Genomic DNA, 24786 nt, shown 5'->3' with positions numbered 1-24786 from the left:
ACCTTTGGGAATTGCGCCAAATCAAAGAGGTAGATCCAATCAGAATCAGAAAGCGATCTTGCTCGTGAGCAAAGATGATCTGCGCATCGCGGTCCTGATGGGCACGAAAGACGGCGCCGCCTTCATCGAGGAGCAGCTGCAGTCCCTGCTCGAGCAGTCGCACCCTCTGGTCGACCTGTGGATTTCAGACGATGGCTCCACCGATGGCACGACCGCCATCATCGAGGCATGGAAATCCCGCTGGCGGCCCAAGGGTCGAATGACGCTCGTCGAGGGGCCGCGGCAAGGCTTCGCCGCCAATTTCCGCTCCATGATCGTCGATCGACGCATCGAGGCGGACTGCTATGCCTTCTGCGACCAGGACGATATCTGGGAGCCCGACAGGCTGGAGAGCGCTATCGACTGGATGCGGACCCAGGATGCGAAAATCCCGCTGATGTTTTGTTCGCGAACCGCGACCATGACGGAAACAGGAAGCCTTGTCGGCCATTCGCCTTTGTTTGCCCGGCCGCCAACCTTTCGCAACGCGCTTGTGCAAAGCATCGCCGGCGGCAACACCATCCTGCTCAACGCAGCGGCACGCGACCTGCTGGCCAGGGCCTGCATGCGAACCGGGTTCGTCAGCCACGACTGGTGGGCCTATCTCATCGTGACCGCCGCCGGCGGCATCGTCCGCTACGATCCGCGGCCGCTGGTGCGCTACCGGCAGCACGCGGCAAACCTGGTCGGCGCCAACGTGTCCTGGAAAGCAAGGTTCTCTCGGCTTGGCCGCCTGTTCAAGGGGGAATTCGCCGGCTGGACGGACCTCAACCTCGACGGTCTCGCCGTCAATCGCGACCTCCTGACCGAGGACGCGATGGCGTGCCTCGACCTTTTCATCCGCGGGCGCAACGGTGGCCTTTCCCGCCGCTTGGCAGGCTTGCGCCAAAGCGGCGTCTATCGGCAGACCGTTTCCGGAAACATTGGGCTCTATCTCGCCTTCATCCTGGGGCGCATCTGAACATTGCGACGGCTGCGTGGCGCGCTTGGTCAAGAGATCGGCTCATGCTACGTCGACCGGATTGACGGCATTGGCCTGCGGCATTGCCTCGGGACTTCGGCAGGGAGCACTATCGGCCGTTCATGAAGGCAGCCAAGCAAATCTTCGATATTGCCGGTGCGGCTCTGCTGCTGGTGGCGACATCTCCTGTCTTGGCGCTCACCGTCCTTGCCGTTCGGGCATCGTCACCGGGCCCGGCTATTTTTTCGCAGGTGCGGGTCGGCCGTGACGGTCGGCTTTTCCGCTGCCACAAGTTGCGCACGATGTATGTAGGCACGCCGTCGCTACCCTCGCACGAGGCGCCGGCGGATTCCGTGACATCGGTTGGAAAGGTCTTGCGGAAGTTCAAGCTGGATGAGCTGCCGCAATTCTGGAACGTCTTGAAGGGCGAAATGAGCCTGGTCGGGCCGCGGCCCTGCCTGCCGACCCAGACGGAATTGATCGAGTGTCGCAGGCGGCTGGGGGTTTTGGCGGCGCTGCCGGGCATAACGGGCCTGGCCCAGATCAGGGGCATCGACATGTCTAACCCGGAGCTCTTGGCGCAAACGGATGCTGCCTACCTCCGCACCGCATCGTTCTGGCTCGATCTTCGGATCCTGTTTGGAACGCTCTACCGAAGCTGAGCAGACCATGATCCCAAAAGTGGAAACCGGTTTTTGGAAAAGATCATGGTCAAGCAAGAAAGTCAGGATCTGCTGAGCCGCGCCAGCTCGGCCAGCCGCTCAAGCGTGCCGGCTTCGGGCGTCCACCCCTGCGATACCAGCAGGGCGGGGTCGCATATCTGTGTCGCGGTCAGGCTGTCCCAGAACGCCCGCCTGCCGAGTGCGGCCACCACCGGCCGTATCAGCCCGGCCGGCACCGCCATCAGGCGCACAGGCCGCCCCAAACCTCTGCGAAAGGCGGCGATGACGGCGTCGAGGGCGACCGGCGGCACATCGGCGCCGACATAGATCGGGCGAAGCGGCCCGGAATGGCTGAGCAGGTGCGACACTGCTTGCACCGCGGCCTCGGAAGACATCAGCGAACGGATTCCGGTCAAGGCACCCGTCGGCAGCGGCAGCGGCGTATCGGCAAGGCGCATCAGCGTTGCCAGATTTCCCCTCATGCCGCTTCCATAGACCGGAGGCAGGCGCAACACGGCGGCGTCGGAGCGGCCATGCGACGCATAGGCGTTCAAAACCGTGATCTCGCTTTCGCGCTTCGAGCGTCCATAGGCGCATTGTGGGGCAGGAAGCGTGTCCTCGTCGATCGTTGCGCTGACGTGCGCGCCGATCACCGCCCGGATCGAGGAGAGATGAATGAAACGTCCGCTTATCTGGGCCGCCGCTGCATGCGCCAGCCTTGCGCTCAGTTCCACATTGGCCGCCTGGTAATCGGCTTCGGTTGCATTTCCCCGATCATTGTTGAGGCCAGCGCAATGGACGACGTCAGTCATATGCCGGGTCAGTTCCAGGAAGGCGGCGGCCGGCGCATCGAAGCCGGGCATCGGCACAGTCTCGTTCTCCGAACCAAGCCTCTCGGGATGGCGGGAGGCGAGGCGAAGCTCGGCACCGGCTTCGCGTAAGTGGCGCACGACAAGACGCCCGATGAAACCTGTCGCGCCCGTGACCAGAACCTTCATGGCCTTGCCCGAGACAGGTCTTGCGTGACTGGTGCAAGTGCCGGCTCGTCCAGCAAAGGAACATGGCGTCCGGAGGCGAGATATGTTCCGCTCACCAGGAAGACCATCAGCACCGAGTCCAGAATGTCATGGCCGACCAGGATGCCTGTCATTCCGGCCGTCAGATAGGTGATCACCACGACGACAATCATGGTGGCGCCGAACCGCTCGTTCGGATCGCTGCTGTTTCGCAAGACCCGGGCGGCATTTCCAGCGGCAACGATAAAGATCGCTGCCAGCGTCACGGCGCCCAGAATTCCTGCTTGCACCAAGGCGGTCAGGAAGCCGTTGTGGAAATGGTTGAAGCCTGTGTCCATCGCGAACTGCTCATGAAAGCCCTGTTTGATCAGAAGCTGGGTTGCACCCACACCGTGCCCGAACAGTGGCATGTCATGGAATGCTTTGAGGCCGATCTCCCAAAGCGCAACACGTATTCCCAACGAGGTGTCGTAGTTGCCGCTGGCTCCAAGCGCACCCCAATCGGAGCGCAAAAAGTCGACCCGCCCGGATATCGCCTGGAAGCTGGAAGCGGCGATCACGACGCCGACCGCCGCCAGCAACAGCAGCAGGCGAGCGGCATTCCTGCCCCTGAGCCTGTGCCTGTTGATCAGCATGACGGCTATGCCGGCGATCAGCAGTGCCAGCCAGATGGTACGCGAGCCGGAATAGATGACGGCGATCGTCCCGGCCAGTGTCGCGTAGAAGAGGGGTGTCCGGGCTTGCTCAATACTGGACAAGGCGCCAGCCACACACGTCACCACGGCAAGGCAGACGACGGTTGCGAAGACGATCGGATTTCCGGCTCCCCCCTCCGCCCTGACGCCAATCCAATATTGCTGGATGACGGCCATGAGCAGCGCGACAAAGCAGGCGGCCATGCTGGAAAGCACGACGATGCGGGCAAGCGTGGTTTTCTGCGTGTTGCTCCAGGTCGAATAGGACACGGGAAAAAACAGGAAGGTGACGAGCGGGATAAGATGCGGCGCATCCCGCACAAACGAGTTGTTGACGATGGACGCCAGGAGATTGGCGGCGCAGTAGGCATAGATCGCGACCGTCATCCAGATCATGGGCCGGTCGGCGTTGAAGCGCCTTTTCCCTAAAGCAATCAGCAGGGCGGACGAAAGGCCTCCGCCATTGAACACAAAGCTGACCACCGACCCCAGAACCGGTGGAAAAAAGAAGCAAAGGATGGAGAAGTAGTTGTTGATCCGCGAAGGCGAGAATTGCTGTGTGAGGGATGAAAGCCGGCTCAATTTTCGGGCTCGCTGTTTTCGGCAAGTGTCATGCGGCGGATCTTGTTTAGCGAAGTTGAATGCGCTCGCCTCGAAATTGCCCAGGCCTCATAACGCGCTTGCCCGCTGCCGAAGCTGGTATAGCGGCCGCCCCCCGTTTTCGATAGTGTATCTGGTGGATTGCCACCGAAAATCGGCGGCAGGCGACGGTCGGCCAAGGGAAGTCGCTTGAAAGCCGTAGCCGGCCATTCAAGCAATATTTTCCCCGCGTTTTCTCGGTTGTTGAGCTTGCGGGCAGGAATTTCCGGGTTTGATGGTATCTGTGGAAAATTCATTCTCGAACCATGTGCGGCCGGGCCAGTCTTGCATTGTTCTTGACAACGGCGATCTGCTAGAACGCCGGCACGAGGAAGATTGTCCAGAAACAAGGCTCGAACCGGGCGCAAAAGCTCGATGATTTGAGGCAGGTCTTCTGTTGGAAATACGAAAGAACGCCCACGGTCCATGACAACAGCGCTTACGCATCTTCAGCGGCTTGAGGCCGAGTCCATCCATATATTCCGCGAGGTTGCGGCCGCCTTTGCCAAGCCGGTCATGCTCTATTCGGTCGGCAAGGATTCATCCGTGTTGATGCATCTGGCGATGAAGGCGTTTTATCCCGCCAAGCCGCCATTTCCCTTTCTTCACGTCGACACGACGTGGAAGTTCCGCGAGATGATCGCCTTTCGCGATCAGATGGCGCAGAAACTCGGCTTCGATCTCCTGGTTCATGTCAACGAAGACGGCGTGCGCGACAACATCAATCCGTTCGACCATGGTTCGAACACCCACACCCATGTCATGAAGACCGTGGCGCTGCGCCAGGCGCTCGACAAATACGGCTTCGACGCGGCCTTTGGCGGCGCACGTCGCGACGAGGAGAAATCGCGCGCCAAGGAGCGCATCTTTTCCTTCCGCAATGCCCAGCATGTGTGGGATCCGAAGAACCAGCGCCCCGAAATGTGGAAGATATTCAACACCCGCATCGCATCGGGTGAATCGATCCGCGTCTTTCCGCTGTCGAACTGGACCGAGCTGGATATCTGGCAGTACATCCTGCAGGAAAGTATCCCGATCGTGCCGCTCTATTTCGCCAAGGAACGGCCGGTGGTGGAACGCGACGGCATGCTGATCCTGCGGGACGACGAGCGCATGAAACTCCGCCCCGACGAGACAGTGGAGAACCGGCTCGTGCGGTTCCGCACGCTTGGCTGCTATCCGCTGACTGGCGCCATCGAATCGGAGGCCGACACGCTGGAAGCCATCGTCGGCGAAATGCTGACGGCACGGACATCCGAACGGCAGGGGCGCCTGATCGACCGCGATGAAGCCGGCTCGATGGAAAAGAAGAAGCGCGAGGGGTACTTTTGACCATGCGCCACATCATGGCAAAGAGCCTCGCCCCCACCGACGGCGTTCGCGACTATCTGGCGGCGCAGGAGAAGAAGTCGCTGCTGCGCTTCCTGACCTGCGGCTCGGTCGATGACGGCAAGTCGACGCTGATCGGGCGCCTGCTGTCCGACACCAAGCAGATTTTCGAGGACCAGCTCGCCGCGCTCGAACGCGATTCGCGCAAGCATGGCACGACGGGCGACGACATCGATTTCGCACTGCTGGTCGACGGCCTCGAGGCCGAGCGTGAGCAAGGCATCACCATCGACGTCGCCTACCGTTTCTTTGCCACGCCGAAGCGCAAATTCATCGTCGCCGACACACCTGGTCACGAGCAATACACCCGCAACATGGCCACCGGCGCCTCGACCGCCGACCTGGCGATCGTGCTGATCGATGCCCGGCAGGGTGTGCTTCGCCAGACAAGGCGACATTCGATCATCGCCTCGCTGCTCGGCATCCGCCACGTCGTGCTGGCCGTCAACAAGATCGATCTTGTCGATTTCGATCAGACGGTTTTCGACCGGATCGTCGAAGACTACGGGCAATTCTCGCGCGATCTCGGCTTCCAGACCATTGTGCCGATCCCGATGTCGGCCCGTTATGGCGATAATGTCAGCCGTCGGTCGGAAAGCATGGAATGGTATTCCGGCCCAACGCTGATCGAGCATCTCGAAACCGTGTCGGTCGACCAAGCGATGGTCGAACTGCCGTTCCGTTTCCCGGTCCAGTATGTCAATCGTCCCAATCTCGACTTTCGCGGCTTTGCCGGCACGGTCGCTTCCGGCTCGGTTGCGCCCGGCGACGAGGTCGTTGTCGCCAAGTCGGGCAAATCCTCGCGCGTCAAGCGGATCGTCTCGTATGGCGGCGATCTCGCCCAGGCGGCTGCCGGACAGGCCGTCACGCTCGTCCTCGACGACGAAGTCGAAATCTCGCGCGGCAACATGCTGGTTTCGCCTGCCGCACGGCCGCAGGTCGCCGACCAGTTCGCCGCCAACATCGTCTGGTTCGACGAGCATGCGCTGCTGCCGGGCCGCTCCTACATCCTGCGCACCGAGACCGACCAGACCAGCGCCACCGTCACCGATCTGAAATACCGGATCAACGTCAACGACTTTGCCCATGAAGCGGCCAAGTCGCTCGAAATGAACGAAGTCGGCATCTGCAACATCTCGACGCGGACGCCGATCGCCTTTGATCCCTTCGCCGAAAACCGCACAACCGGCGCCTTCATCCTGATCGACCGCATCTCCAACGCCACGGTCGGCGCCGGCATGATCCTGCACTCGCTGCGTCGTGCCGAAAACATCCATTGGCAGTCGCTCGATGTCGGCAAGCGCGTGCGCGCCGACATGAAGAACCAGCGGCCCGCCGTGTTCTGGTTCACCGGGCTGTCGGGATCCGGCAAGTCGACCATCGCCAACCTGTTCGAAAAGAAGCTGTTCGCCACCGGCCGTCATACTTATATCCTCGACGGCGACAACGTCCGTCACGGTCTCAATCGCGATCTTGGCTTTACCGATGCCGATCGCGTCGAGAACATCCGCCGCGTCGCCGAGGTGGCGCGTTTGATGGCCGATGCCGGGTTGATCGTCATTGTTTCGTTCATTTCGCCGTTCAGCGCCGAACGGCGCATGGCACGTGAATTGATGGCCGACGGAGAATTCGTCGAGGTGTTCGTCGATACGCCCTTCGAGGAATGCGCCCGGCGTGATCCGAAGGGCCTCTATGCGCGCGCGCTGAATGGCGAGATCAAGAATTTCACCGGCGTCGATTCCCCTTATGAAGCGCCGGAAACCCCGGAGATCCATCTGCAGACACTCGGCAAATCGGCCGAAGAGATGGTCGACGCCCTGGAACACTGGCTGAACGAGCGCGACATTGCCGAAGACCAATACGATAGCGGCGGCGGCATCTGACGACAGGCTGATGCTTGAAATCTTCGAGCGCCTGGCCTTGTCGGCCGGGCGCGAGGTGATGCGCGTGTTCCACGCCGGCTGTGCGGTTGACCGCAAGTCCGACGCCTCGCCGGTGACCGAGGCGGACCGCGAGAGCGAAAAGATCATTCTCGCCGGACTGCGTGCCGCATTTCCCGATATCCCCTGCGTGGCCGAGGAAGAAGCTTCCGCCGGCATCGTGCCGCCCGACCTAAATGGGGCTTTCTTCCTGATCGATCCGCTCGACGGCACCAAGGAATTCGTCAACCGCCGCACCGATTTCACCGTCAACATAGCGCTGGTTCGCGATGGCGTGCCGGAGGTCGGCGTCGTCTTTGCGCCCTGCACGGGCCGCTTCTTTTCCGGCCTGCCGGGAAGGGCGGAATCTCTCGAAATCGATGGCGGCTACCAGATCGTCGGCCGCCGGCCGATCTCGGTGAGAACGGCCGTGGCGCCTCTGGCCGTCGTCGCCAGCCGTTCCCACAACACGCCGGAAACCGAGGCCTATATTCGCGACCTTGGTGCCGCCGAAATCGTCTCGGTCGGTTCCTCCTTGAAATTCTGCCTTCTCGCCAGTGCCGAGGCTGATGTCTATCCGCGCTTCGGCCGCACCATGGAATGGGACACGGCGGCAGGCGACGCCATCCTGCGCGCCGCCGGTGGCATGACGCGCACGCTCGATGGCCAGCCTCTGGTCTATGGGAAGCGCCGGCAAAGCGACGACGAGGATTTCGCCAATCCGCATTTCATTGCCAGCGGCGGGGCAGGGGTCAGCCCCGCCTGAGAAGGCCCGGTAGCTTACTCGGCCGCTGCCTGCGCCGAATTCGAGCCTATATAGTTGCGGATCGTCTCGATGATGCGGTCCTGGTCGGCTTCGCTGAGATAAGGGTGCATCGGCAGGCACAGGATCCGCTTCGGCAGGTCTTCCGAAACGGCAAGGCCGGTCGGCGTGCGCGGATAATCGCGATAAGCGACCTGGGCATGCAGCGGCTTCACATAGTAGATGACAGACGGAATGCCCTTTTCGCCGAGATGCGCCCTCAGCCCGTCGCGCTTCGGCGTCTCGATGGCGTATTGCGCCCAGGCCGAACGGCTGCCGTCCAGATTGCGGGCGGCGGTAACGACGTCGCCAAGCCCATCGGCATAGCGCTGTGCCACGACCTGCCGGGCGACCATCTCGTCTTCGAGAATGGCCAGCTTCTCGATGAGGATCGCCGCCTGTATCGTGTCGAGCCGCGAATTGATTCCGACGCGGACATTGTCGTACTGCGTCTCGCCCTTGCCATGAAAGGCGAACGAGCGAAGCTGTTCGGCCAGCGCATCGTCATTGGTGAACATCGCGCCGCCGTCGCCGTAGCAGCCAAGCGGTTTTGCCGGATAGAAGCTGGTCGAGCCGACCGCACCGAAGGAGCCGCACATCTTGCCGTCGAGCGAACCGCCCATCGACTGGGCGGCATCCTCGATCACCATCAGGCCTTCGCGGTTGGCGATCGCCATGATCGCCTCGTAATCGGCGGCAAGGCCAAACAGATCGACGGGAATGATTGCCTTCGGCTTCAGCCTTCCTTCCTTCTTGATCATGGCAATGGCCGCTTCGAGGCTGGCAATGTCGATGTTGTAGCTGTGCGGGTCGACATCGACGAACACCGGCTCGGCCTTGGCCAGCGCCACCACTTCGGCGGTGGCGGCGAACGTGAAGCTCGGCACGAACACCGCGTCACCCGGGCCGACGCCGGCTGCAAACAGCGGCAACAGCAGCGCGTCGGTGCCGTTGGCGCAGGCCACGACATGCTTGGTACCGATATAGGCGGCAAGCTTGTTCTCGAATTCGGTGACTTGCGGGCCAAGAATATAGCGGCCCTCGTCGACGACACGGTCGATCGCGGCCTTCAGCCGGTCGCGGATTCGTTCGCGTTGCGCGCCAAGATCGATGAACTGCATGTCGGCCTCAAAATGGGTTAGCCAGATAATCGGCCGCTGGTACCAGAGTTGCGCTTGCCGAGAAAGCCGGGCAGGCGGAGCCCTAAATTGCGGAAGTGTCGCAGTCCGTTACCAGTTTTCCCGGCGAATGTCAGTCAGATGCCGGAAATCCGGGCTTCGTCGGGCGCCATCCCGCCCTTATAGCCTTGGAAAGAGCCCCTGCGAAACATAAAGTGATCGATTGGGCTCAACTTATGTTGAGCGTTGCTCAGGCGATTTCATGTCGCCAGGGTGGATTGGCGCCGGCCCGCGACACGGTCACTGCCGCCGCCTTCGCGCCGAGCGCCAGCGCCTTATGGATGGCGTCTTCCGACAGTCCGGAAATCGCCGCTTTCGTCAGCAGGCCTTGCTCGTGCAGCGAGGCGAGGATGCCGGCGTTGAACGTGTCGCCGGCGCCGACCGTGTCGACCACCTCGACCCTTTCGGGCACGACGGCAACCGCATGTTCCCTGGTATAGCCGACCGCGCCTTCGCCGCCATGGGTGACGACGATCAGCTTCGGGCCGCGGTCCAGCCAATTGCGGATGACATCCTCATGCGAGCCGGCTTCGCCGAACCAGTTCAGGTCTTCGTCCGACAGTTTCACGATGTCGGCCATCGCCATCATGGTGCGAATGCGCTTGAGGTGCTTGGCCTTGTCCGGGATGAAGTTCGGCCGGATGTTGGGGTCGAGCATCATGACGCGGCTTTCATGCTCGCGCCGCATGAACTCTTCATAGGCACTGCCGGCGGGCTCGGAAATCAGGCTGATGGCGCCGAACAGCATGGCTTCGATCTCGTTGCCGAGCTGCGGCAAATCGTCGATCGTCAGCATGCGTCCGGCGGTGTTCTCGTCATAGAAAGTGTACGTCGCCTGGCCGTTGGTGAGCTTGACGAAGGCCAGCGTGGTTGGCCGTGGCGAGGTGTGTGCATAGGTGGAACTGACCTTGCTCGCCCCAAGCGCATCCCGGAATTGGCCACCGAACAGATCCGACGACAGGCCGGAAAAGAAGCCGGCCGGCGCGCCGAGCCGGCCAAGTGCGATTGCCGTGTTGAACACGGCGCCGCCGACATAAGGCGCAAAGGCCGGCTCGCCCGCTGTCGTCGTGCGCGGCAGCATGTCGATCAGGGCTTCGCCGCAGCAGAGAATCATGGCTTCTTGGTCTCCGGCGGATAGATCACGCCCTTGCGTATGATGATGTTGGCGTAGAGCCGCGGCTCGCTTGTCGCGACGATGGCATGCGCCGATTTGACTCGTGCATAGAAGTCGGCGCCGGCCAGCGCAACCACCTTGCGGCCTGGTACCCGTTTGGCGCAGATCGCTTCGATCTCATGATGGACAGGATCGGCAAGCGAGGGATCGCCTCGGACCGAGGCGCGAAACAGCGCCTCCGGCACGGCGTCATCGACAGGCAGGACACTCAATATCGCGTCGAGTACCGGGATAAGAGGGTGGCCATCGGCGCGTACCAGTCGGGTTGCCTGCTGTTCCGCCGGATAGTTTCCGTCGACAAGGGCGATTTCGTCGCCATGGCCCATGCCGCGCAGGATCGCCAGAAGCTCCGGACCGAGCAGCGCCGGGATTCCGATCAGCATCAGGCGCTCCTGGAAATCGTCGTCGAGCCGATCAGGAAGCGTTCGGAAAGTGGCAGGCTGGCGCCGCCGAGCGCCCGGGCATGGATACCGACGGTTCCCTCGCGAATGGCGGGCAGCTTCAAGCCTTCGCCGTCGATCGTGGCGATTGCCGCAATGATGGCGTCGACCAGCTGGCGGCGCACCGCCTTCGGCATCCAGCCGTCGATCACCGCCGCTTCGAAATCGATGATCGAGGATGCGGCGACGATGGCGTAAGCGAGCGCCCTTGAGGCGCTGGCGATCCAGCCGTCGAGTTCGGGTCCGATCTCGCCCCAGTCTTCCGGCGAGGTCCACAGATGCGAGGCCTCGATGCCGCGCGCATTGAGCGCCTTTTCGAGCATGGCGATGGAAGCGACATCGATCAGTTGGGTCGGCTTGCCGTCCGGCCCGGGCACGGGCATGGAGCCGAGCGCTCCGGCATTGCCGGTCGGGCCGCCGAAAAGCCGGCCGTTCAGCACAATGCCGCCACCGGCGAAGGCGCCGATATAGAAATAGACGAAGTCACGCGCAGCGCCCGCCTGCCCGAAGACGAGTTCGGCGCCGCAGGCCGACGTGGCGTCGTTCTGCAAATAGACCGGAAAATCGCATTGCGCCTGGATGTCTGCCCTGATGTCGCGGTGACGCCATTCGTCCATCACGTCGCGCGGGGCGCCGGCGGTATCGGCCCAGTTCCACAATTCGAACGGCATGGCGATGCCCAGCCCGGCGATGCGCTTGTCTTGCGCGGGCGTGAGCTCGCCGCGCATCTGCCGCATGCCGTTGCTGACGAAGTCCACCGTCTCGCGCGGCGCCGGGTAGCGATAGGAATGCTGCAGCATCGAACGGACATTGCCAAGGAAATCGATCAACACCAGTTCAGCGCTGCGGCGGCCGATCTTCAGGCCGATGAAGAAAGCGCCTTCGGGATTGAGCGCCATCGGGATGGAAGGCTGGCCGATCTTGCCGCGCAACGGCGCCTGACGCAGCAGGAGGCTTTCTTCCTCCAGCTCGCGCATGATGACGGAAACCGTCTGCGCCGAAAGTCCGGTCATGCGGGCGATGTCGGATTTTGCCAGGCTGCCGTGTTGACGCACCAGCGACAGCACCAACCGCTCATTGTGGTCGCGCATGCCGCTCTGGTTGGTGCCGCGGTGAATGAGACTGTCATTCACCTCGGGCGAACCGTGCCTCGCAATGGCCGTTTCCACCCTGTTCCTCCCGTCGTTTCCCCTCAATGCTTTTGGGCCAGAATGGGTGAACGAAGCAATGCTGTCAATAATAAATAAGAGTGATTTAATTATTGACACAGGCTTCGGCCTGGTGTCTGTTAAGGCAGCGTCCACGCTGGGAGAATTTCGTTGGATGCGCTGCAGGTGCCGGTTGGCCGGCATCGGAATGGTTCCACTGGGAGGAAAATCGTGACCAATACAAAATTGTTGAAATCGACCGTGTTTGCCGCCGCGGCTCTGGGGCTGATGGCGTTTGCCTCGTCCGCATCCGCGGCCGGTGTCGGCGCCTGCCTGATCACCAAGACCGACACCAATCCCTTCTTCGTCAAGATGAAGGAAGGCGCGACCGCGAAGGCCAAGGAACTCGGCGTCGACCTCAAGACCTATGCCGGCAAGATCGACGGCGACAGCGAGAGCCAGGTCGCGGCGATCGAAAGCTGCATCGCCGATGGCGCCAAGGGAATCCTGATCACCGCATCCGACACCAAGGGCATCGTGCCGACCGTGAAGAAGGCGCGTGATGCCGGCCTGCTGGTGATCGCGCTCGACACGCCGCTCGATCCGATCGACGCCGCCGATGCGACCTTCGCGACGGACAATCTCGAGGCAGGCAAGCTGATCGGGGCCTGGGCCGCCGCCACGCTCGGCGACAAGGCCAAGGACGCCAAGATCGGTTTCCTTGACCTGACACCTTCGCAGCCGACTGTCGACGTGCTGCGCGACCAAGGCTTCATGATGGGCTACGGCATCGACGTGAAGGATCCCAACAAGATCGGCGACGAGACCGATCCGCGCATCGTCGGCCATGACGTCACCAACGGCAACGAAGAGGGCGGCCGCAAGGCGATGGAGAACCTCCTGCAGAAGGACAACACCATCAACGTCATCCACACCATCAACGAGCCGGCCGCTGTCGGCGCCTACCAGGCGCTCAAGGCTGTCGGCCTCGAAAGCCAGGTGCTGATCGTTTCCGTCGACGGCGGCTGCCCCGGCGTGAAGTCGGTGGCCGAAGGTGTCATCGGCGCCACTTCGCAGCAATACCCGCTGCAGATGGCTGCACTCGGCATCGAGGCGATCGCCGCCTTTGCCAAGGACGGAACCAAGCCGAAGCCGACCGAAGGCAAGAACTTCTTCGACACCGGCGTCAACCTGGTGACCGACAAGCCGGCCACCGGCGTCAAGTCCATCGACACCAAGGAAGGCCTCGCCAAGTGCTGGGGCTGATGCCGTTCTGACCGGCATCCAAGGAACCTGAGCGGTCGGGGCTTGATCCCCGGTCGCTTCGGGTGGACGATGGCTCGCGTGACCGCGAACAATCCCGGCAGCAGACCGGAAAGGCGTGGACTGGCGTCGGCGTTTGGCTGAAGCCTACGGGGAGAAAACATGGCTCAAGCTCAGGAATTCGAGAAGGTTCTCTCGAGCAGCGACACCAGCGTCGCTGCTTTTGACGAGCACAAATCGGCCGTCAAGCGTATCCAGCATTTCTTGCATTCGACGCCGGCCGCGGTGCCGCTGATCGTCCTGGTTCTGGCGATCATCGTCTTCGGCATCACCATCGGTGGGCGTTTCTTTTCGTCCTACACGCTGACGCTTATCCTGCAGCAGATCGCCATCATCGGCATTCTGGGGGCTGCGCAGACATTGGTCATCCTGACCGCAGGCATCGACCTGTCGATTGGTGTGATCATGGTGATTTCAGCGGTGATCATGGGCAATTGCGCGGTCTCCTACGGCATGCCGAGCGCGCTCGCAGTGGCGATCGGGCTTGCCGCCGGCGCCGCCTGCGGGCTGCTCAACGGGGTGCTTGTCGCCTACATGAAGCTACCACCCTTCATCGTGACGCTTGGCACCTGGAACATCGTCATGGCCACGAACTTCATCTATTCGGCCAACGAGACGATCCGCGACACCGACGTCGATACCCAGGCGCCGCTGCTGCATCTCTTTGCCATCAGCTTCAAGGTCGGCACTGCGGTGCTGACGCTCGGCGTCATTGCCACGGTCCTGCTCGTGATGATCCTCTGGTACGTGCTCAATCACACGGCGTGGGGCCGCCATGTCTACGCCGTTGGCGATGACCAGGAGGCGGCGAAGCTGTCGGGCATCCAGACCAAGAAGGTGTTGATGACGGTCTACACCTTGGCCGGCCTGATCGCCGCTTTCGCGGCCTGGGTCTCCATTGGCCGCAACGGCTCGATCTCGCCGTCGGCTGCCGTCACCGACTACAATCTGCAGGCCATCACCGCGACGGTGATCGGCGGTATTTCCCTCTTCGGCGGACGCGGCTCCATCCTGGGCACGCTGTTCGGCGCGATGATCGTCGGCGTCGTTTCCATGGGCCTGAACATGCTGGGCGCCGATCCGCAATGGAAGGTGCTGCTCACCGGTGTGCTGATCATCGGCGCCGTGGCAGTCGACCAATGGATCAGAAAGGTGTCGGCATGACCATGACCCAGGAACCCATCCTCACCGCGCGTGGCCTGATCAAGCGCTATGGCCGTGTCACCGCCCTCGACAATGCCGACTTCGACCTTTATCCCGGCGAAATCCTCGCCGTCATCGGCGACAACGGCGCCGGCAAGTCGTCGCTCATCAAGGCGATTTCCGGCGCGGCCGTGCCCGACGAAGGCGAGATCCGGCTTGAAGGCAAACCCGTCGCCTTTAAATCGCCGATGGAGGCACGCGAAGCCGGCATCGAGACCGTCTACCAGAATCTGGCACTGTCGCCGGCGCTCTCGATCGCCGATAACATGTTCCTTGGCCGCGAGATCCGCAAATCGGGTTTTCTGGGCGATTGGCTGCGTATGCTCGACCGTCCGGCGATGGAAAAGCGCGCCCGCGACAAGCTTACCGAGCTTGGCCTGATGACCATCCAGAACATCAGCCAGGCTGTGGAAACGCTCTCGGGGGGCCAGAGGCAGGGCGTTGCGGTGGCGCGCGCGGCCGCCTTCGGCAGTCGTGTGGTGATCATGGACGAGCCGACGGCCGCCCTTGGCGTCAAGGAAAGCCGCCGCGTGCTCGAGTTGATCCTCGACGTCAAGAAGCGCGGCCTGCCGATCGTGCTGATCTCGCACAACATGCCGCATGTGTTCGAAGTGGCCGACCGCATTCACATCCACCGGCTCGGCCGTCGCCTCTGCGTCATCGATCCCAAGCAATATACGATGTCCGATGCCGTGGCCTTCATGACCGGAGCAAAGGTTCCGCCCGAGGCAGCGCTGGCGGCCTGATACATGTCGCCCAAGTGCTGGAGGGTTGGCGGCACGGCAACCACGGAACAGGAATTTGAGCGCGTCGCGCGACCGTCTTGGCGCGTCACACTTGCGAATTGCCAAATTGCCGCAGGGGGCGTGCCGGTTCGGGCTTGTTTAAATCGATTGAATATATAGCGGTATCAGCTAGCATGGGCTGGGAGGAGCGATGAAAGCCGGTATGATCATGGCAACCGCACGAGAGGCATCATGACGAGCGCGATGACATCCGAACCCCTTCCTCCACTGCTCGAAAATCCTGATCCCAAGACACTCGCACGTGAAGTCTTGGTGGCCCTCAAATACCGGGTCGGCAAGGATACCACCGTTGCGACCCAGTACGACTGGCTGACCGCCTCGATCAAGGTCGTGCGCGACCGGATCGTCGATCGCTGGATGCAGGCGACGAAGGAGGCGTACGATCAGAAGGAAAAACGCGTCTATTATCTGTCTCTGGAGTTCCTCATCGGCCGCCTGATGCGCGATGCCTTCTCCAATCTCGGCCTGATGGACAACATGCGCGAGGCCCTGTCGTCCCTGGGCGTCGATCTCGATCTCATCGCCGCACTCGAGCCGGATGCCGCACTTGGCAATGGCGGCCTCGGGCGGCTTGCGGCCTGCTTCATGGAAAGCATGGCGACCGTCGACATTCCCGCGCATGGCTACGGCATCCGCTATGCCAACGGCATGTTCCGCCAGGAGATTCACGACGGCTGGCAGGTCGAATTGCCTGAAACCTGGCTCGATCACGGCAACCCGTGGGAATTCGAACGCCGTGAGCGCTCGTTCGAGGTCGGTTTCGGCGGTTCGGTGGAATCGATCACCTCCAAGGACGGCCGCCTCGAACGCCATGTCTGGAAGCCGACCGAGCATGTGCTGGCCGTCGCCTATGATACGCCCGTCGTCGGCTGGCGGGCCAACCGCGTCAACACGCTGCGGCTCTGGTCGGGCATGCCGGTCGATCCGATCCTGCTCGACAAGTTCAATGCCGGCGACCACATCGGCGCGCTCGCCGAAAGCAACAAGGCCGATGCCTTGTCTCGCGTGCTCTATCCCGCCGATTCCCACAAGGCCGGGCAGGAACTGCGGCTTCGGCAGGAATATTTCTTCTCCACCGCATCGCTGCAGGACATCGTCCAGCGCCATCTCAGCCAATATGGCGACCTGAAGTCCTTGCCCGACAAGGCTGCGATCCACCTGAACGACACCCATCCGGCCATCGCTGTGCCGGAGTTGATGCGCCTGTTGATGGACGTCCACGGCATGGACTTCGATCAGGCCTGGGACATCACCCAGCGCACCTTCGGCTACACCAACCACACGCTGCTGCCCGAGGCGCTGGAAAGCTGGCCGGTGCCGCTGTTCGAGCGGCTTTTGCCGCGCCACATGCAGATCGTCTATGCCATCAACGCCGAAGTGCTTCTGGAGGCGCGTGCGTCCAACCAGTTCTCGGACGAGCAGATCGGCCGCATCTCGCTGATCCAGGAAAATGGCGACCGCCGGGTGCGCATGGGCAATCTGGCCTTTGTCGGTTCGCACTCGATCAACGGCGTTTCGGCGCTTCACACCGACCTGATGAAGGAGACGGTGTTCGCCGATCTGCACAAGCTCTATCCCGATCGCATCAACAACAAGACCAACGGCATCACGCCGCGGCGCTGGCTGATCCAGTGTAATCCCGGGCTGACGTCGCTTGCCCGCGAGGCGATCGGCGACCGCTTTCTCGATGACATCGACGCCATCAAGGATCTCGACGGTTTCGCCGGCGATGCCGCCTTTCGCGACAAGTTCGCCGCCGTCAAGCGAGCCAACAAGGCGCGGCTGGCCAACCTCGTCGCCGACCGGCTCGGCATCAAGGTCGATCCCTCGGCGCTTTTCGACATCCAGATCAAGCGTATCCATGAATACAAGCGCCAGCTTCTGAATATCCTCGAGGCGATCGCCCTCTACGACCAGATCCGCTCGCATCCCGAGCGCGACTGGATGCCGCGCGTGAAATTCTTCGGCGGCAAGGCGGCGCCCAGCTACCACAATGCCAAGCTGATCATCAAACTCGCCAACGATGTCGCCAAGGTCATCAACCGCGATCCGGCCGTGCGCGGTCTCCTGAAGGTGGTGTTCGTGCCGAACTACAATGTCAGCCTTGCCGAGATCATGATGCCGGCCGCCGATCTGTCCGAACAGATCTCGACCGCCGGCATGGAAGCGTCGGGCACCGGCAACATGAAGTTCGCGCTGAACGGTGCGCTGACCATCGGCACGCTCGACGGCGCCAATGTCGAGATCAAGGAATGCGTCGGCGACGACAACATCTTCATCTTCGGCCTGACCACCGCCGAGGTCGCCGAGCGGCGCAACAACGGCTACGATCCGCGCGCCGTCATCGAAGGCTCGCCTGAGCTGGCGCAAGCGGTTGCGGCTGTTTCGTCAGGCGTCTTCTCGCCGGACGATCCGGAGCGTTACCGCGATCTCATCAACGGTCTCTACAACAGCGACTGGTTCATGGTTGCCGCCGATTTCGATGCCTATGCCGCCGCCCAGCGCGAGGTCGATGCGGTCTGGCGCAACAGTCCCGACTGGTACGCCCGGGCAATCCGCAACGTTGCGCGTGTCGGCTGGTTCTCCTCCGATCGCACGATCCGCCAATATGCGAAAGAAATCTGGAACGTGCCTGTCTGATGTGATTGCATGAGGCCGCAAACAATGTGGTCCCGGTGATGTGAATTTGAATGTTGGATTCACATCACTAGAAACAAACACTTGGTGCCCGGGGAGGGACACTGCCTGATGAAGAAGCCGCGCGCGACCGCTGCGACAAGCGGGCCGGATGGACTGGCGCCAGCCGGCGATGTCGCGGCGATTGTTGCCGGCACGCACGGAGATCCCTTCGCCGTCCTTGGTGTCCATGAGGTCGGCAAGAGCCTGTATGCCCGGTGCTTTGTTCCGAATGCCGAATTCGTCACCGCCTACACGCTGACCGGCACCATCGCGGGTGAATTGTCCAGGCGCGACGATGGCGGCTTTTTCGAAGGCAAGCTCTCGATCAAGAAGCGGCAACCCCTGCGCTATCATGCCAGGAACGCCGGCGGCGACTGGTGGCTGACCGATCCCTATTCGTTCGGTCCGGTGCTGGGCCCGATGGACGATTACTACATCGCCCAAGGCTCGCATCTCAGGCTGTTCGACAAGCTCGGCGCCCATGTCATCGATCACGAAGGCGCCACCGGAGTGCATTTCGCCGTCTGGGCTCCCAATGCGCGGCGCGTCTCTGTGGTCGGCGACTTCAACGAGTGGGACGGCCGCCGGCACACCATGCGAGACCGCCGCGACACCGGTATCTGGGAACTGTTCGTACCCGACATCGGTGCCGGACGACCCTACAAATACGAGATCATCGGCCCCGATGGTGTGAGGCTGCCGCTGAAGGCCGACCCGTTCGCCTTCAAATCCGAACTGCGTCCGGCTACTGCTTCGGTCGTGGCGGTGCCGCCGGCGCACGAGTGGGGCGACGAGGCGCATCGCAATTTCTGGCGCAATGCCGATCACCGGCGAGAAGCCATCTCGATCTACGAGGTCCATGCCGGCTCCTGGCAGCTCCGCGACGACGGAACGTTCCTGTCATGGGACGAGTTGGCCGACCGGCTGATCCCCTATGTGGTTGAGACCGGTTTCACCCACATCGAATTCATGCCGATCTCTGAACATCCCTACGACCCGTCCTGGGGCTACCAGACGACCGGCCTTTACGCGCCGTCGGCCCGCTTTGGCGACCCGGACGGCTTTGCCCGTTTCGTCGATGGCGCCCACCGCGCCGGCGTCGGCGTCATCCTCGACTGGGTGCCGGCACATTTCCCGGTCGACGCGCATGGCCTGGCCAATTTCGATGGCACCGCGCTCTATGAACATGCCGATCCGCGCAAGGGTTTTCATCCCGACTGGAACACCGCGATCTACAATTTCGGCCGCCGCGAGGTGGTGTCGTTCCTGGTCAACAATGCGCTGTTCTGGGCCGAGAAATACCATGTCGACGGTTTGCGCGTCGACGCGGTCGCCTCGATGCTCTACCTCGACTATTCGCGCAAAGCCGGCGAATGGATCCCCAACGAGAAGGGCGGCCGCGAGAATCTCGAGGCGGTCAGCTTCCTGCAGAAGATGAACAAGGAGGTCTACGGCCATCATCCGGGCGTCATGACCATAGCCGAGGAATCGACCTCATGGCCGAAGGTCTCGGCACCGGTGCATGAAGGCGGCCTCGGCTTCGGCTTCAAGTGGAATATGGGCTTCATGCACGACACGCTGGAGTATTTCTCCAAGGAGCCGATCTTCCGAAAGCACCACCACAACGACCTCACCTTCGGCCTGACCTACGCCTTCTCGGAGAATTTCGTGCTGCCGCTCTCGCATGACGAGGTTGTACACGGCAAAGGCACGTTGCTTGGCAAGATGGCCGGCGACGACTGGCAGAAGTTTGCGACGCTGCGTGCCTACTACGCTTTCATGTGGGGCTATCCCGGCAAGAAGCTGCTTTTCATGGGGCAGGAGTTCGGGCAGCGCCGCGAATGGAGCGAGGCGCGCGCGCTCGACTGGAACCTGCTTGAATTCCGGCCGCATCGCGGCGTCTGGCAGACGGTGCGCGATCTCAACTATCTCTACCGTTCGCGCCCGGCGCTGCATGGCCGCGACTGCGAACCGGAAGGGTTTTCCTGGCTGATCGTCGACGACAGCCAGAATTCGGTTTTTGCCTGGCTGCGCAGTGCGCCGGGCGGCAGCCCGGTGGCCGTCATTTCCAATTTCACGCCGGTGCCGCGCGATAATTATCGCGTGCCGTTGCCGACATCAGGCAAATGGCGCGAGATCATCAACACCGATGCTTCTGAATATGGCGGTTCCGGTAAGGGCAATGGTGGCATGGTCGAGGCGCGGGCGGAGGAAGGAAGCATCGCCGCGACGATGCTCTTGCCGCCGCTGTCCACGATCATGCTCGAGCTCGTCGCCGACTGAACCCATCGACACTGAGTAAGATGTCGAGATCGAGTAACTTGGGAGGGTAGAAATGGCAGACTTGAAAGGGACCCAGCCGCTGGCGCGCGATGCCATGGCCTATGTATTGGCCGGCGGCCGTGGCAGCCGCCTCAAGGAACTGACCGACCGGCGTGCCAAGCCGGCCGTCTATTTCGGCGGCAAGACGCGCATCATCGACTTCGCGCTCTCCAACGCGCTTAACTCCGGCATTCGACGCCTCGGCGTTGCCACCCAGTACAAGGCGCATTCGCTGATCCGTCATCTGCAGCGCGGCTGGAACTTCCTGCGCCCCGAGCGAAACGAAAGCTTCGACATCCTGCCGGCCAGCCAGCGCGTCTCGGAAACGCAGTGGTATGAGGGCACGGCTGACGCCGTCTATCAGAACATCGACATCATCGAGGCCTACGGGCCCGAATACATGGTCATCCTGGCTGGCGACCACATCTACAAGATGGACTACGAGATGATGCTTCGCCAGCACGTCGACGCCAATGCCGACGTCACCGTTGGCTGCCTCGAAGTGCCGCGCATGGAAGCCACCGGCTTCGGCGTCATGCATGTCGATGGCAAGGACAACATCATCGCCTTCGTCGAAAAGCCCGCCGATCCGCCCGGCATTCCCGATAAGCCGGAGTTTGCCTTGGCCTCGATGGGCATTTACGTCTTCAAGACCAAGTTTCTGATGGAGCAGTTGCGCCGCGATGCGGCCGAGCCGGGCTCGAGCCGCGACTTCGGCAAGGACATCATCCCCTATATCGTCCAGCACGGTAAGGCGATCGCGCACCGCTTCGCCAAGTCCTGCGTCCGTTCGACCGCCGAGAACGAGGCCTACTGGCGCGATGTCGGAACGGTCGACGCCTATTGGGAAGCCAATATCGACCTGACCGATATCACGCCGGAGCTCGACCTCTACGACCGCGACTGGCCGATCTGGACCTATGCCGAATTGAAGCCGCCGGCAAAGTTCGTGCATGACGAGGATGGCCGCCGCGGTTCGGCTGTGTCTTCGCTGGTTTCGGGCGATTGCATCGTCTCGGGGGCTTCGCTGAAAAAAAGCCTGATCTTCACCGGCGCGCGCATCAATTCCTATTCGACGCTCGAAGAAGTCGTCATGCTGCCCGACGTTCATGTCGGCCGGAACGCAAAGTTGAAGCGCGTGGTCATCGACCATGGTGTTAGGATACCGGAAGGGCTGGTGGTCGGCGAAGATCCTATTCTCGACGCCAAGCGCTTCCGCGTTTCCGAAAAGGGCATCTGCCTGGTCACCCAGGACATGATCGACAAGCTGGGGCTCTGACGCATGCAGGTTCTGTCGGTCACGCCGGAAATTTTCCCGCTCATCAAGACCGGTGGGCTTGCGGACGTGACCGGCGCGCTGCCCATTGCCTTGGCGGCCAAGGGCGTGACCGTGCGCACGCTCATGCCCGGCTTTCCGACCGTCATGGCTGCCTTCAAGAAAAAGCGGGCGGTTCTGCAATACCCCTTGCTGCAGGGCGGCAAGGCCTCCGTCCATTCCGTCCAACTCGCCGGGCTCGAACTGTTCGTGCTCGATGCGCCGCATCTGTTCGACCGTCCCGGCGGCCCCTATGGCAATGCGACTGGCGTCGACTGGCCAGACAATTGGCGGCGTTTCGCGGCACTGAGCCAGGTCGGCGGCGACATCGCCGGCGGCGCCATCTCGGGCTACCAGCCCGACATCGTGCACGCCCATGACTGGCAGTCGGCGATGACGCTGGCCTATATGCGCTATGGCAAGGCGGTCGGCGTGCCTTCGATGATGACCGTCCACAACCTCGCCTTCCAGGGCCAGTTCGGCGCCGGCATTTTCGGCGAGCTTGGCTTGCCGGCGGCGGCGATGGCGCTCGACGGCGTCGAATATTATGGTGGTGTCGGCTTCCTCAAGGCGGGCCTGCAGGCCGCCTGGGCGATCACCACGGTCAGTCCGACCTACGCGCAGGAAATCCGCTCGCCCGAATTCGGCATGGGCCTCGACGGCCTCATCAACATGCGCTCCAGCGATCTCCATGGCATCGTCAACGGCATCGACACCGGCATCTGGGATCCGGAAACCGACAAGCATCTCGTGTCCAACTACACGGCCAGCACGCTGAAGGCCCGCGCGCCCAACAGGATTGCCGTGGAGGACCGCTTCAGCCTTGAGCGCGATGACAGCCCGATCGTCTGCGTGGTCAGCCGCCTGACCTGGCAAAAGGGCATGGACATATTGGCGCTGGTGGTCGACGGCATTGTCGCGACGGGTGCGCGGCTCGCCATCCTGGGATCGGGCGATGCCGGTCTCGAAGGCGCGCTGCTTGCCGCTGCCGCCCGGCATCGCGGCCGCATCGGCGTCGTCGTCGGCTACGACGAGGGGCTGTCGCACATCATGCAGGGCGGCTGCGACGCCATCGTCATTCCCTCGCGCTTCGAACCGTGCGGGCTGACGCAGCTTTACGGCCTGCGCTATGGCTGCGTGCCGGTGGTCGCGCGCACCGGCGGCCTCGCCGACACGGTCATCGACGCCAATGAGGCTGCCGTCTCTGCCGGCGTCGCTACCGGCTTCCAGTTCGCGCCCAACAATGGCGGCGCCCTCCTGCACGCTATCCGCCGCCTCGTCGACGCCCATGCCAGTCCGACGGTCTGGGAATCGCTGCAGCGCCAGGGCATGAAAGCCGATGTGTCGTGGGACAAGAGCGCCGAAAAATATGTCGAACTCTATCGTTCGCTGCTTTCGAAAAGGGTTGCCTGAAGCATGATACGGACCGTTCCCACCAAGCCTTATTCCGACCAGAAGCCCGGCACGTCGGGCCTGCGCAAGAAGGTGCCTGTCTTTCAGCAGGAGCACTATGCCGAGAATTTCATCCAGTCGATCTTCGACGCGCTCGACGGTTTCAAGGGCAAGACCCTGGTGATCGGTGGCGACGGCCGCTTCTACAACCGCGAGGTCATCCAGAAGGCCATCGCCATCGCAGCCGCCAACGGCTTCGGCAAGGTGATGGTCGGGCAGGGCGGCATCCTGTCGACGCCAGCCGCTTCGCATGTCATCCGCAAATACAAGACCTTTGGCGGCATCATCCTGTCGGCCAGCCACAATCCGGGCGGCCCGCATGAGGATTTCGGCATCAAGTACAATGCCGGCAATGGCGGCCCGGCGCCGGAAAAGCTCACCGACGCGATCTTCGAAAAGACCAAGGCGATTTCGAGCTTCAAGATCGCCGATATCGATCCGATCGACATCGACACAACAGGAACGGTCAAGGCCGCCGGCATGACGGTCGAGATCATCGATCCGGTCGTGGACTATGCCGCGCTGATGGAAAGCCTGTTCGATTTCGACGCCCTGCGCAAACTCTTCAAGTCCGGCTTCCGCATGCGCTTCGACGCCATGCACGCGGTGACCGGCCCCTACGCCAAGGAGATCCTGGAAAACCGGCTCGGCGCGCCCAATGGCACCTGCCGCAATTTCAAGCCGCTGCCGGATTTCGGCGGCCACCATCCGGACCCGAACCTTGTCCACGCCAAACACCTCTATGACGAGATGATGGGACCGGACGCGCCGGATTTCGGTGCCGCCTCGGATGGGGATGGCGACCGCAATCTGATCATCGGCAAGGGCATTTTCGTCACCCCGTCGGATTCGGTCGCCATGCTCGCCGCCAATGCGCGTCTGGCGCCCGGCTACAAGGCCGGTTTGAAAGGCATTGCACGCTCGATGCCGACCAGTGGCGCGGCCGATCGCGTTGCTGAAAAACTCGGCGTCGGCATCTATGAGACTCCGACCGGCTGGAAATTCTTCGGCAATCTGCTCGATGCCGACATGGCGACGATCTGCGGCGAGGAGAGTGCCGGCACCGGCTCCAACCATGTCCGCGAAAAGGACGGCCTGTGGGCGGTGCTTTTGTGGCTCAACATCCTTGCCGCGCGTGGCGAAAGCTGCAAGCAGATCGTCACCGAGCACTGGGCGACCTACGGTCGCAACTACTATTCGCGGCACGATTATGAAGAGGTCGAGAGCGACCGCGCCAACGCGCTGGTCGACGAACTGCGTGCCAAGCTCGGCTCGCTGCCTGGCACCAGCGTGCGCGGCCTGAAAATCGCCAGCGCCGACGATTTTGCCTATCACGATCCGGTCGACGGTTCGATCAGCGAGCATCAGGGCATCAGGGTTCTGTTCGAAGGTGGTTCGCGGGTCGTCTTTCGGCTGTCCGGCACCGGCACGTCGGGCGCGACGTTGCGCGTCTACATCGAGCGCTACGAGCCGGACAAGTCTCGGCACGATCTCGACACCCAGGCCGCCCTTGCCGATCTGATTGCCGCGGCTGACGATATTGCCGGGATTCACAGCCATACCGGCCGCCCCAAGCCGAGCGTGATCACTTGAGAGTGGCTGCGCGCGTTTCACCTTCTCCCCT

At 62.3% G+C, this 24786-nt stretch carries 20 protein-coding genes; 13 read left to right on the top strand and 7 right to left on the bottom strand.

The genetic code is table 11. The annotated features are described in order from the left end of the window. Positions 1–64 precede the first annotated feature (64 nt). Together AC0L2D_RS25495 and AC0L2D_RS25490 are read left to right on the top strand one after the other, a co-directional pair. Entirely contained in the window at positions 65–1000 is a 936-nt protein-coding gene (locus tag AC0L2D_RS25495) for a glycosyltransferase family 2 protein (protein WP_473542932.1), read from the top strand. Between the two features lie 122 nt (positions 1001–1122). Continuing rightward, positions 1123–1662 carry a sugar transferase gene (locus tag AC0L2D_RS25490; RefSeq protein WP_473542930.1) on the top strand — a complete coding sequence of 180 codons (540 nt, stop codon included), beginning with the start codon at positions 1123–1125 and terminating at the stop codon, positions 1660–1662. A gap of 62 nt (positions 1663–1724) precedes the next feature. On the opposite strand, the gene AC0L2D_RS25485 is transcribed toward AC0L2D_RS25490, so the two are convergent. From AC0L2D_RS25485 to AC0L2D_RS25475, 3 genes are read right to left on the bottom strand one after another with little or no spacing between them, the layout of a single operon-like run. After that, complete coding sequence (locus AC0L2D_RS25485; RefSeq protein WP_473542928.1) at positions 1725–2660, bottom strand: NAD-dependent epimerase/dehydratase family protein; 936 nt, start codon at positions 2658–2660, stop codon at positions 1725–1727. Further along, positions 2657–3955 (bottom strand): O-antigen ligase family protein, encoded by a 1299-nt coding sequence (locus AC0L2D_RS25480; RefSeq protein ID WP_473542926.1) that lies wholly within the window; start codon positions 3953–3955, stop codon positions 2657–2659. The genes AC0L2D_RS25485 and AC0L2D_RS25480 overlap by 4 nt, the downstream gene beginning before the upstream one ends. After that, a complete protein-coding gene (locus AC0L2D_RS25475) occupies positions 3952–4440 on the bottom strand; it encodes a hypothetical protein (protein WP_127224166.1) in 489 nt (162 codons plus the stop codon). The genes AC0L2D_RS25480 and AC0L2D_RS25475 overlap by 4 nt, the downstream gene beginning before the upstream one ends. Between AC0L2D_RS25475 and cysD the strand changes: the two genes are divergently transcribed. Genes cysD through cysQ form a run of 3 tightly spaced genes read left to right on the top strand, consistent with a single transcriptional unit; the run spans position 4439 to position 8086 of the window. Continuing rightward, on the top strand, positions 4439–5344 hold the full coding sequence (gene cysD, locus AC0L2D_RS25470) for a sulfate adenylyltransferase subunit CysD (RefSeq protein WP_013532711.1): 906 nt from the start codon (positions 4439–4441) through the stop codon (positions 5342–5344). The two genes, AC0L2D_RS25475 and cysD, sit on opposite strands and share 2 nt — an antisense overlap. 2 nt (positions 5345–5346) lie before the next feature. Then, positions 5347–7284 carry a sulfate adenylyltransferase subunit CysN gene (gene cysN, locus AC0L2D_RS25465; RefSeq protein WP_024503688.1) on the top strand — a complete coding sequence of 646 codons (1938 nt, stop codon included), beginning with the start codon at positions 5347–5349 and terminating at the stop codon, positions 7282–7284. Positions 7285–7294: 10 nt separating this feature from the next. Continuing rightward, positions 7295–8086, top strand: coding sequence for a 3'(2'),5'-bisphosphate nucleotidase CysQ (cysQ, locus tag AC0L2D_RS25460; RefSeq protein ID WP_024503689.1), 792 nt, complete (start codon positions 7295–7297; stop codon positions 8084–8086). A 14-nt stretch (positions 8087–8100) separates the two neighbouring features. Here cysQ and AC0L2D_RS25455 read toward each other — a convergent pair whose 3' ends face one another. The 4 genes from AC0L2D_RS25455 to AC0L2D_RS25440 form a co-directional block, all read right to left on the bottom strand. Continuing rightward, positions 8101–9243: a DegT/DnrJ/EryC1/StrS family aminotransferase gene (locus AC0L2D_RS25455; RefSeq protein ID WP_064995168.1), complete on the bottom strand. Its 1143-nt coding sequence runs from the start codon at positions 9241–9243 to the stop codon at positions 8101–8103. Between the two features lie 247 nt (positions 9244–9490). Then, positions 9491–10414, bottom strand: coding sequence for a carbohydrate kinase family protein (locus tag AC0L2D_RS25450; protein WP_064995169.1), 924 nt, complete (start codon positions 10412–10414; stop codon positions 9491–9493). Further along, complete coding sequence (locus AC0L2D_RS25445) at positions 10411–10857, bottom strand: RbsD/FucU family protein (protein ID WP_027164094.1); 447 nt, start codon at positions 10855–10857, stop codon at positions 10411–10413. Before AC0L2D_RS25445 ends, AC0L2D_RS25450 begins: the two co-directional genes overlap by 4 nt. Continuing rightward, a complete protein-coding gene (locus tag AC0L2D_RS25440; protein WP_024503692.1) occupies positions 10857–12083 on the bottom strand; it encodes an ROK family transcriptional regulator in 1227 nt (408 codons plus the stop codon). Before AC0L2D_RS25440 ends, AC0L2D_RS25445 begins: the two co-directional genes overlap by 1 nt. A 267-nt stretch (positions 12084–12350) precedes the next feature. Between AC0L2D_RS25440 and AC0L2D_RS25435 the strand changes: the two genes are divergently transcribed. The 8 genes from AC0L2D_RS25435 (at position 12351) to AC0L2D_RS25400 (ending at position 24755) form a co-directional block, all read left to right on the top strand. Beyond that, complete coding sequence (locus AC0L2D_RS25435; RefSeq protein WP_395316708.1) at positions 12351–13328, top strand: sugar ABC transporter substrate-binding protein; 978 nt, start codon at positions 12351–12353, stop codon at positions 13326–13328. A 159-nt stretch (positions 13329–13487) separates the two neighbouring features. After that, positions 13488–14549 carry an ABC transporter permease gene (locus tag AC0L2D_RS25430; protein WP_013532703.1) on the top strand — a complete coding sequence of 354 codons (1062 nt, stop codon included), beginning with the start codon at positions 13488–13490 and terminating at the stop codon, positions 14547–14549. Then, on the top strand, positions 14525–15334 hold the full coding sequence (locus AC0L2D_RS25425) for an ATP-binding cassette domain-containing protein (RefSeq protein ID WP_473542921.1): 810 nt from the start codon (positions 14525–14527) through the stop codon (positions 15332–15334). The genes AC0L2D_RS25430 and AC0L2D_RS25425 overlap by 25 nt, the downstream gene beginning before the upstream one ends. Positions 15335–15565: 231 nt before the next feature. Further along, positions 15566–18034 (top strand): glycogen/starch/alpha-glucan phosphorylase, encoded by a 2469-nt coding sequence (locus tag AC0L2D_RS25420; RefSeq protein ID WP_024503694.1) that lies wholly within the window; start codon positions 15566–15568, stop codon positions 18032–18034. Between the two features lie 108 nt (positions 18035–18142). Beyond that, entirely contained in the window at positions 18143–20356 is a 2214-nt protein-coding gene (gene glgB, locus AC0L2D_RS25415) for a 1,4-alpha-glucan branching protein GlgB (protein ID WP_127370874.1), read from the top strand. Positions 20357–20408: 52 nt separating this feature from the next. After that, positions 20409–21674, top strand: a complete 1266-nt coding sequence (gene glgC / locus AC0L2D_RS25410) for a glucose-1-phosphate adenylyltransferase (RefSeq protein ID WP_473542919.1) — start codon at positions 20409–20411, stop codon at positions 21672–21674. Positions 21675–21677: 3 nt separating this feature from the next. Next, complete coding sequence (gene glgA, locus AC0L2D_RS25405) at positions 21678–23123, top strand: glycogen synthase GlgA (RefSeq protein ID WP_127370875.1); 1446 nt, start codon at positions 21678–21680, stop codon at positions 23121–23123. Between the two features lie 3 nt (positions 23124–23126). Continuing rightward, a complete protein-coding gene (locus AC0L2D_RS25400) occupies positions 23127–24755 on the top strand; it encodes an alpha-D-glucose phosphate-specific phosphoglucomutase (RefSeq protein ID WP_013532697.1) in 1629 nt (542 codons plus the stop codon). Positions 24756–24786: the final 31 nt, after the last annotated feature.

Source organism: Mesorhizobium sp. WSM4833, assembly GCF_055811095.1.
The sequence above is the reverse complement of the archived record's forward strand: the minus strand, read 5'-3'. Positions and strand labels throughout refer to the sequence as shown.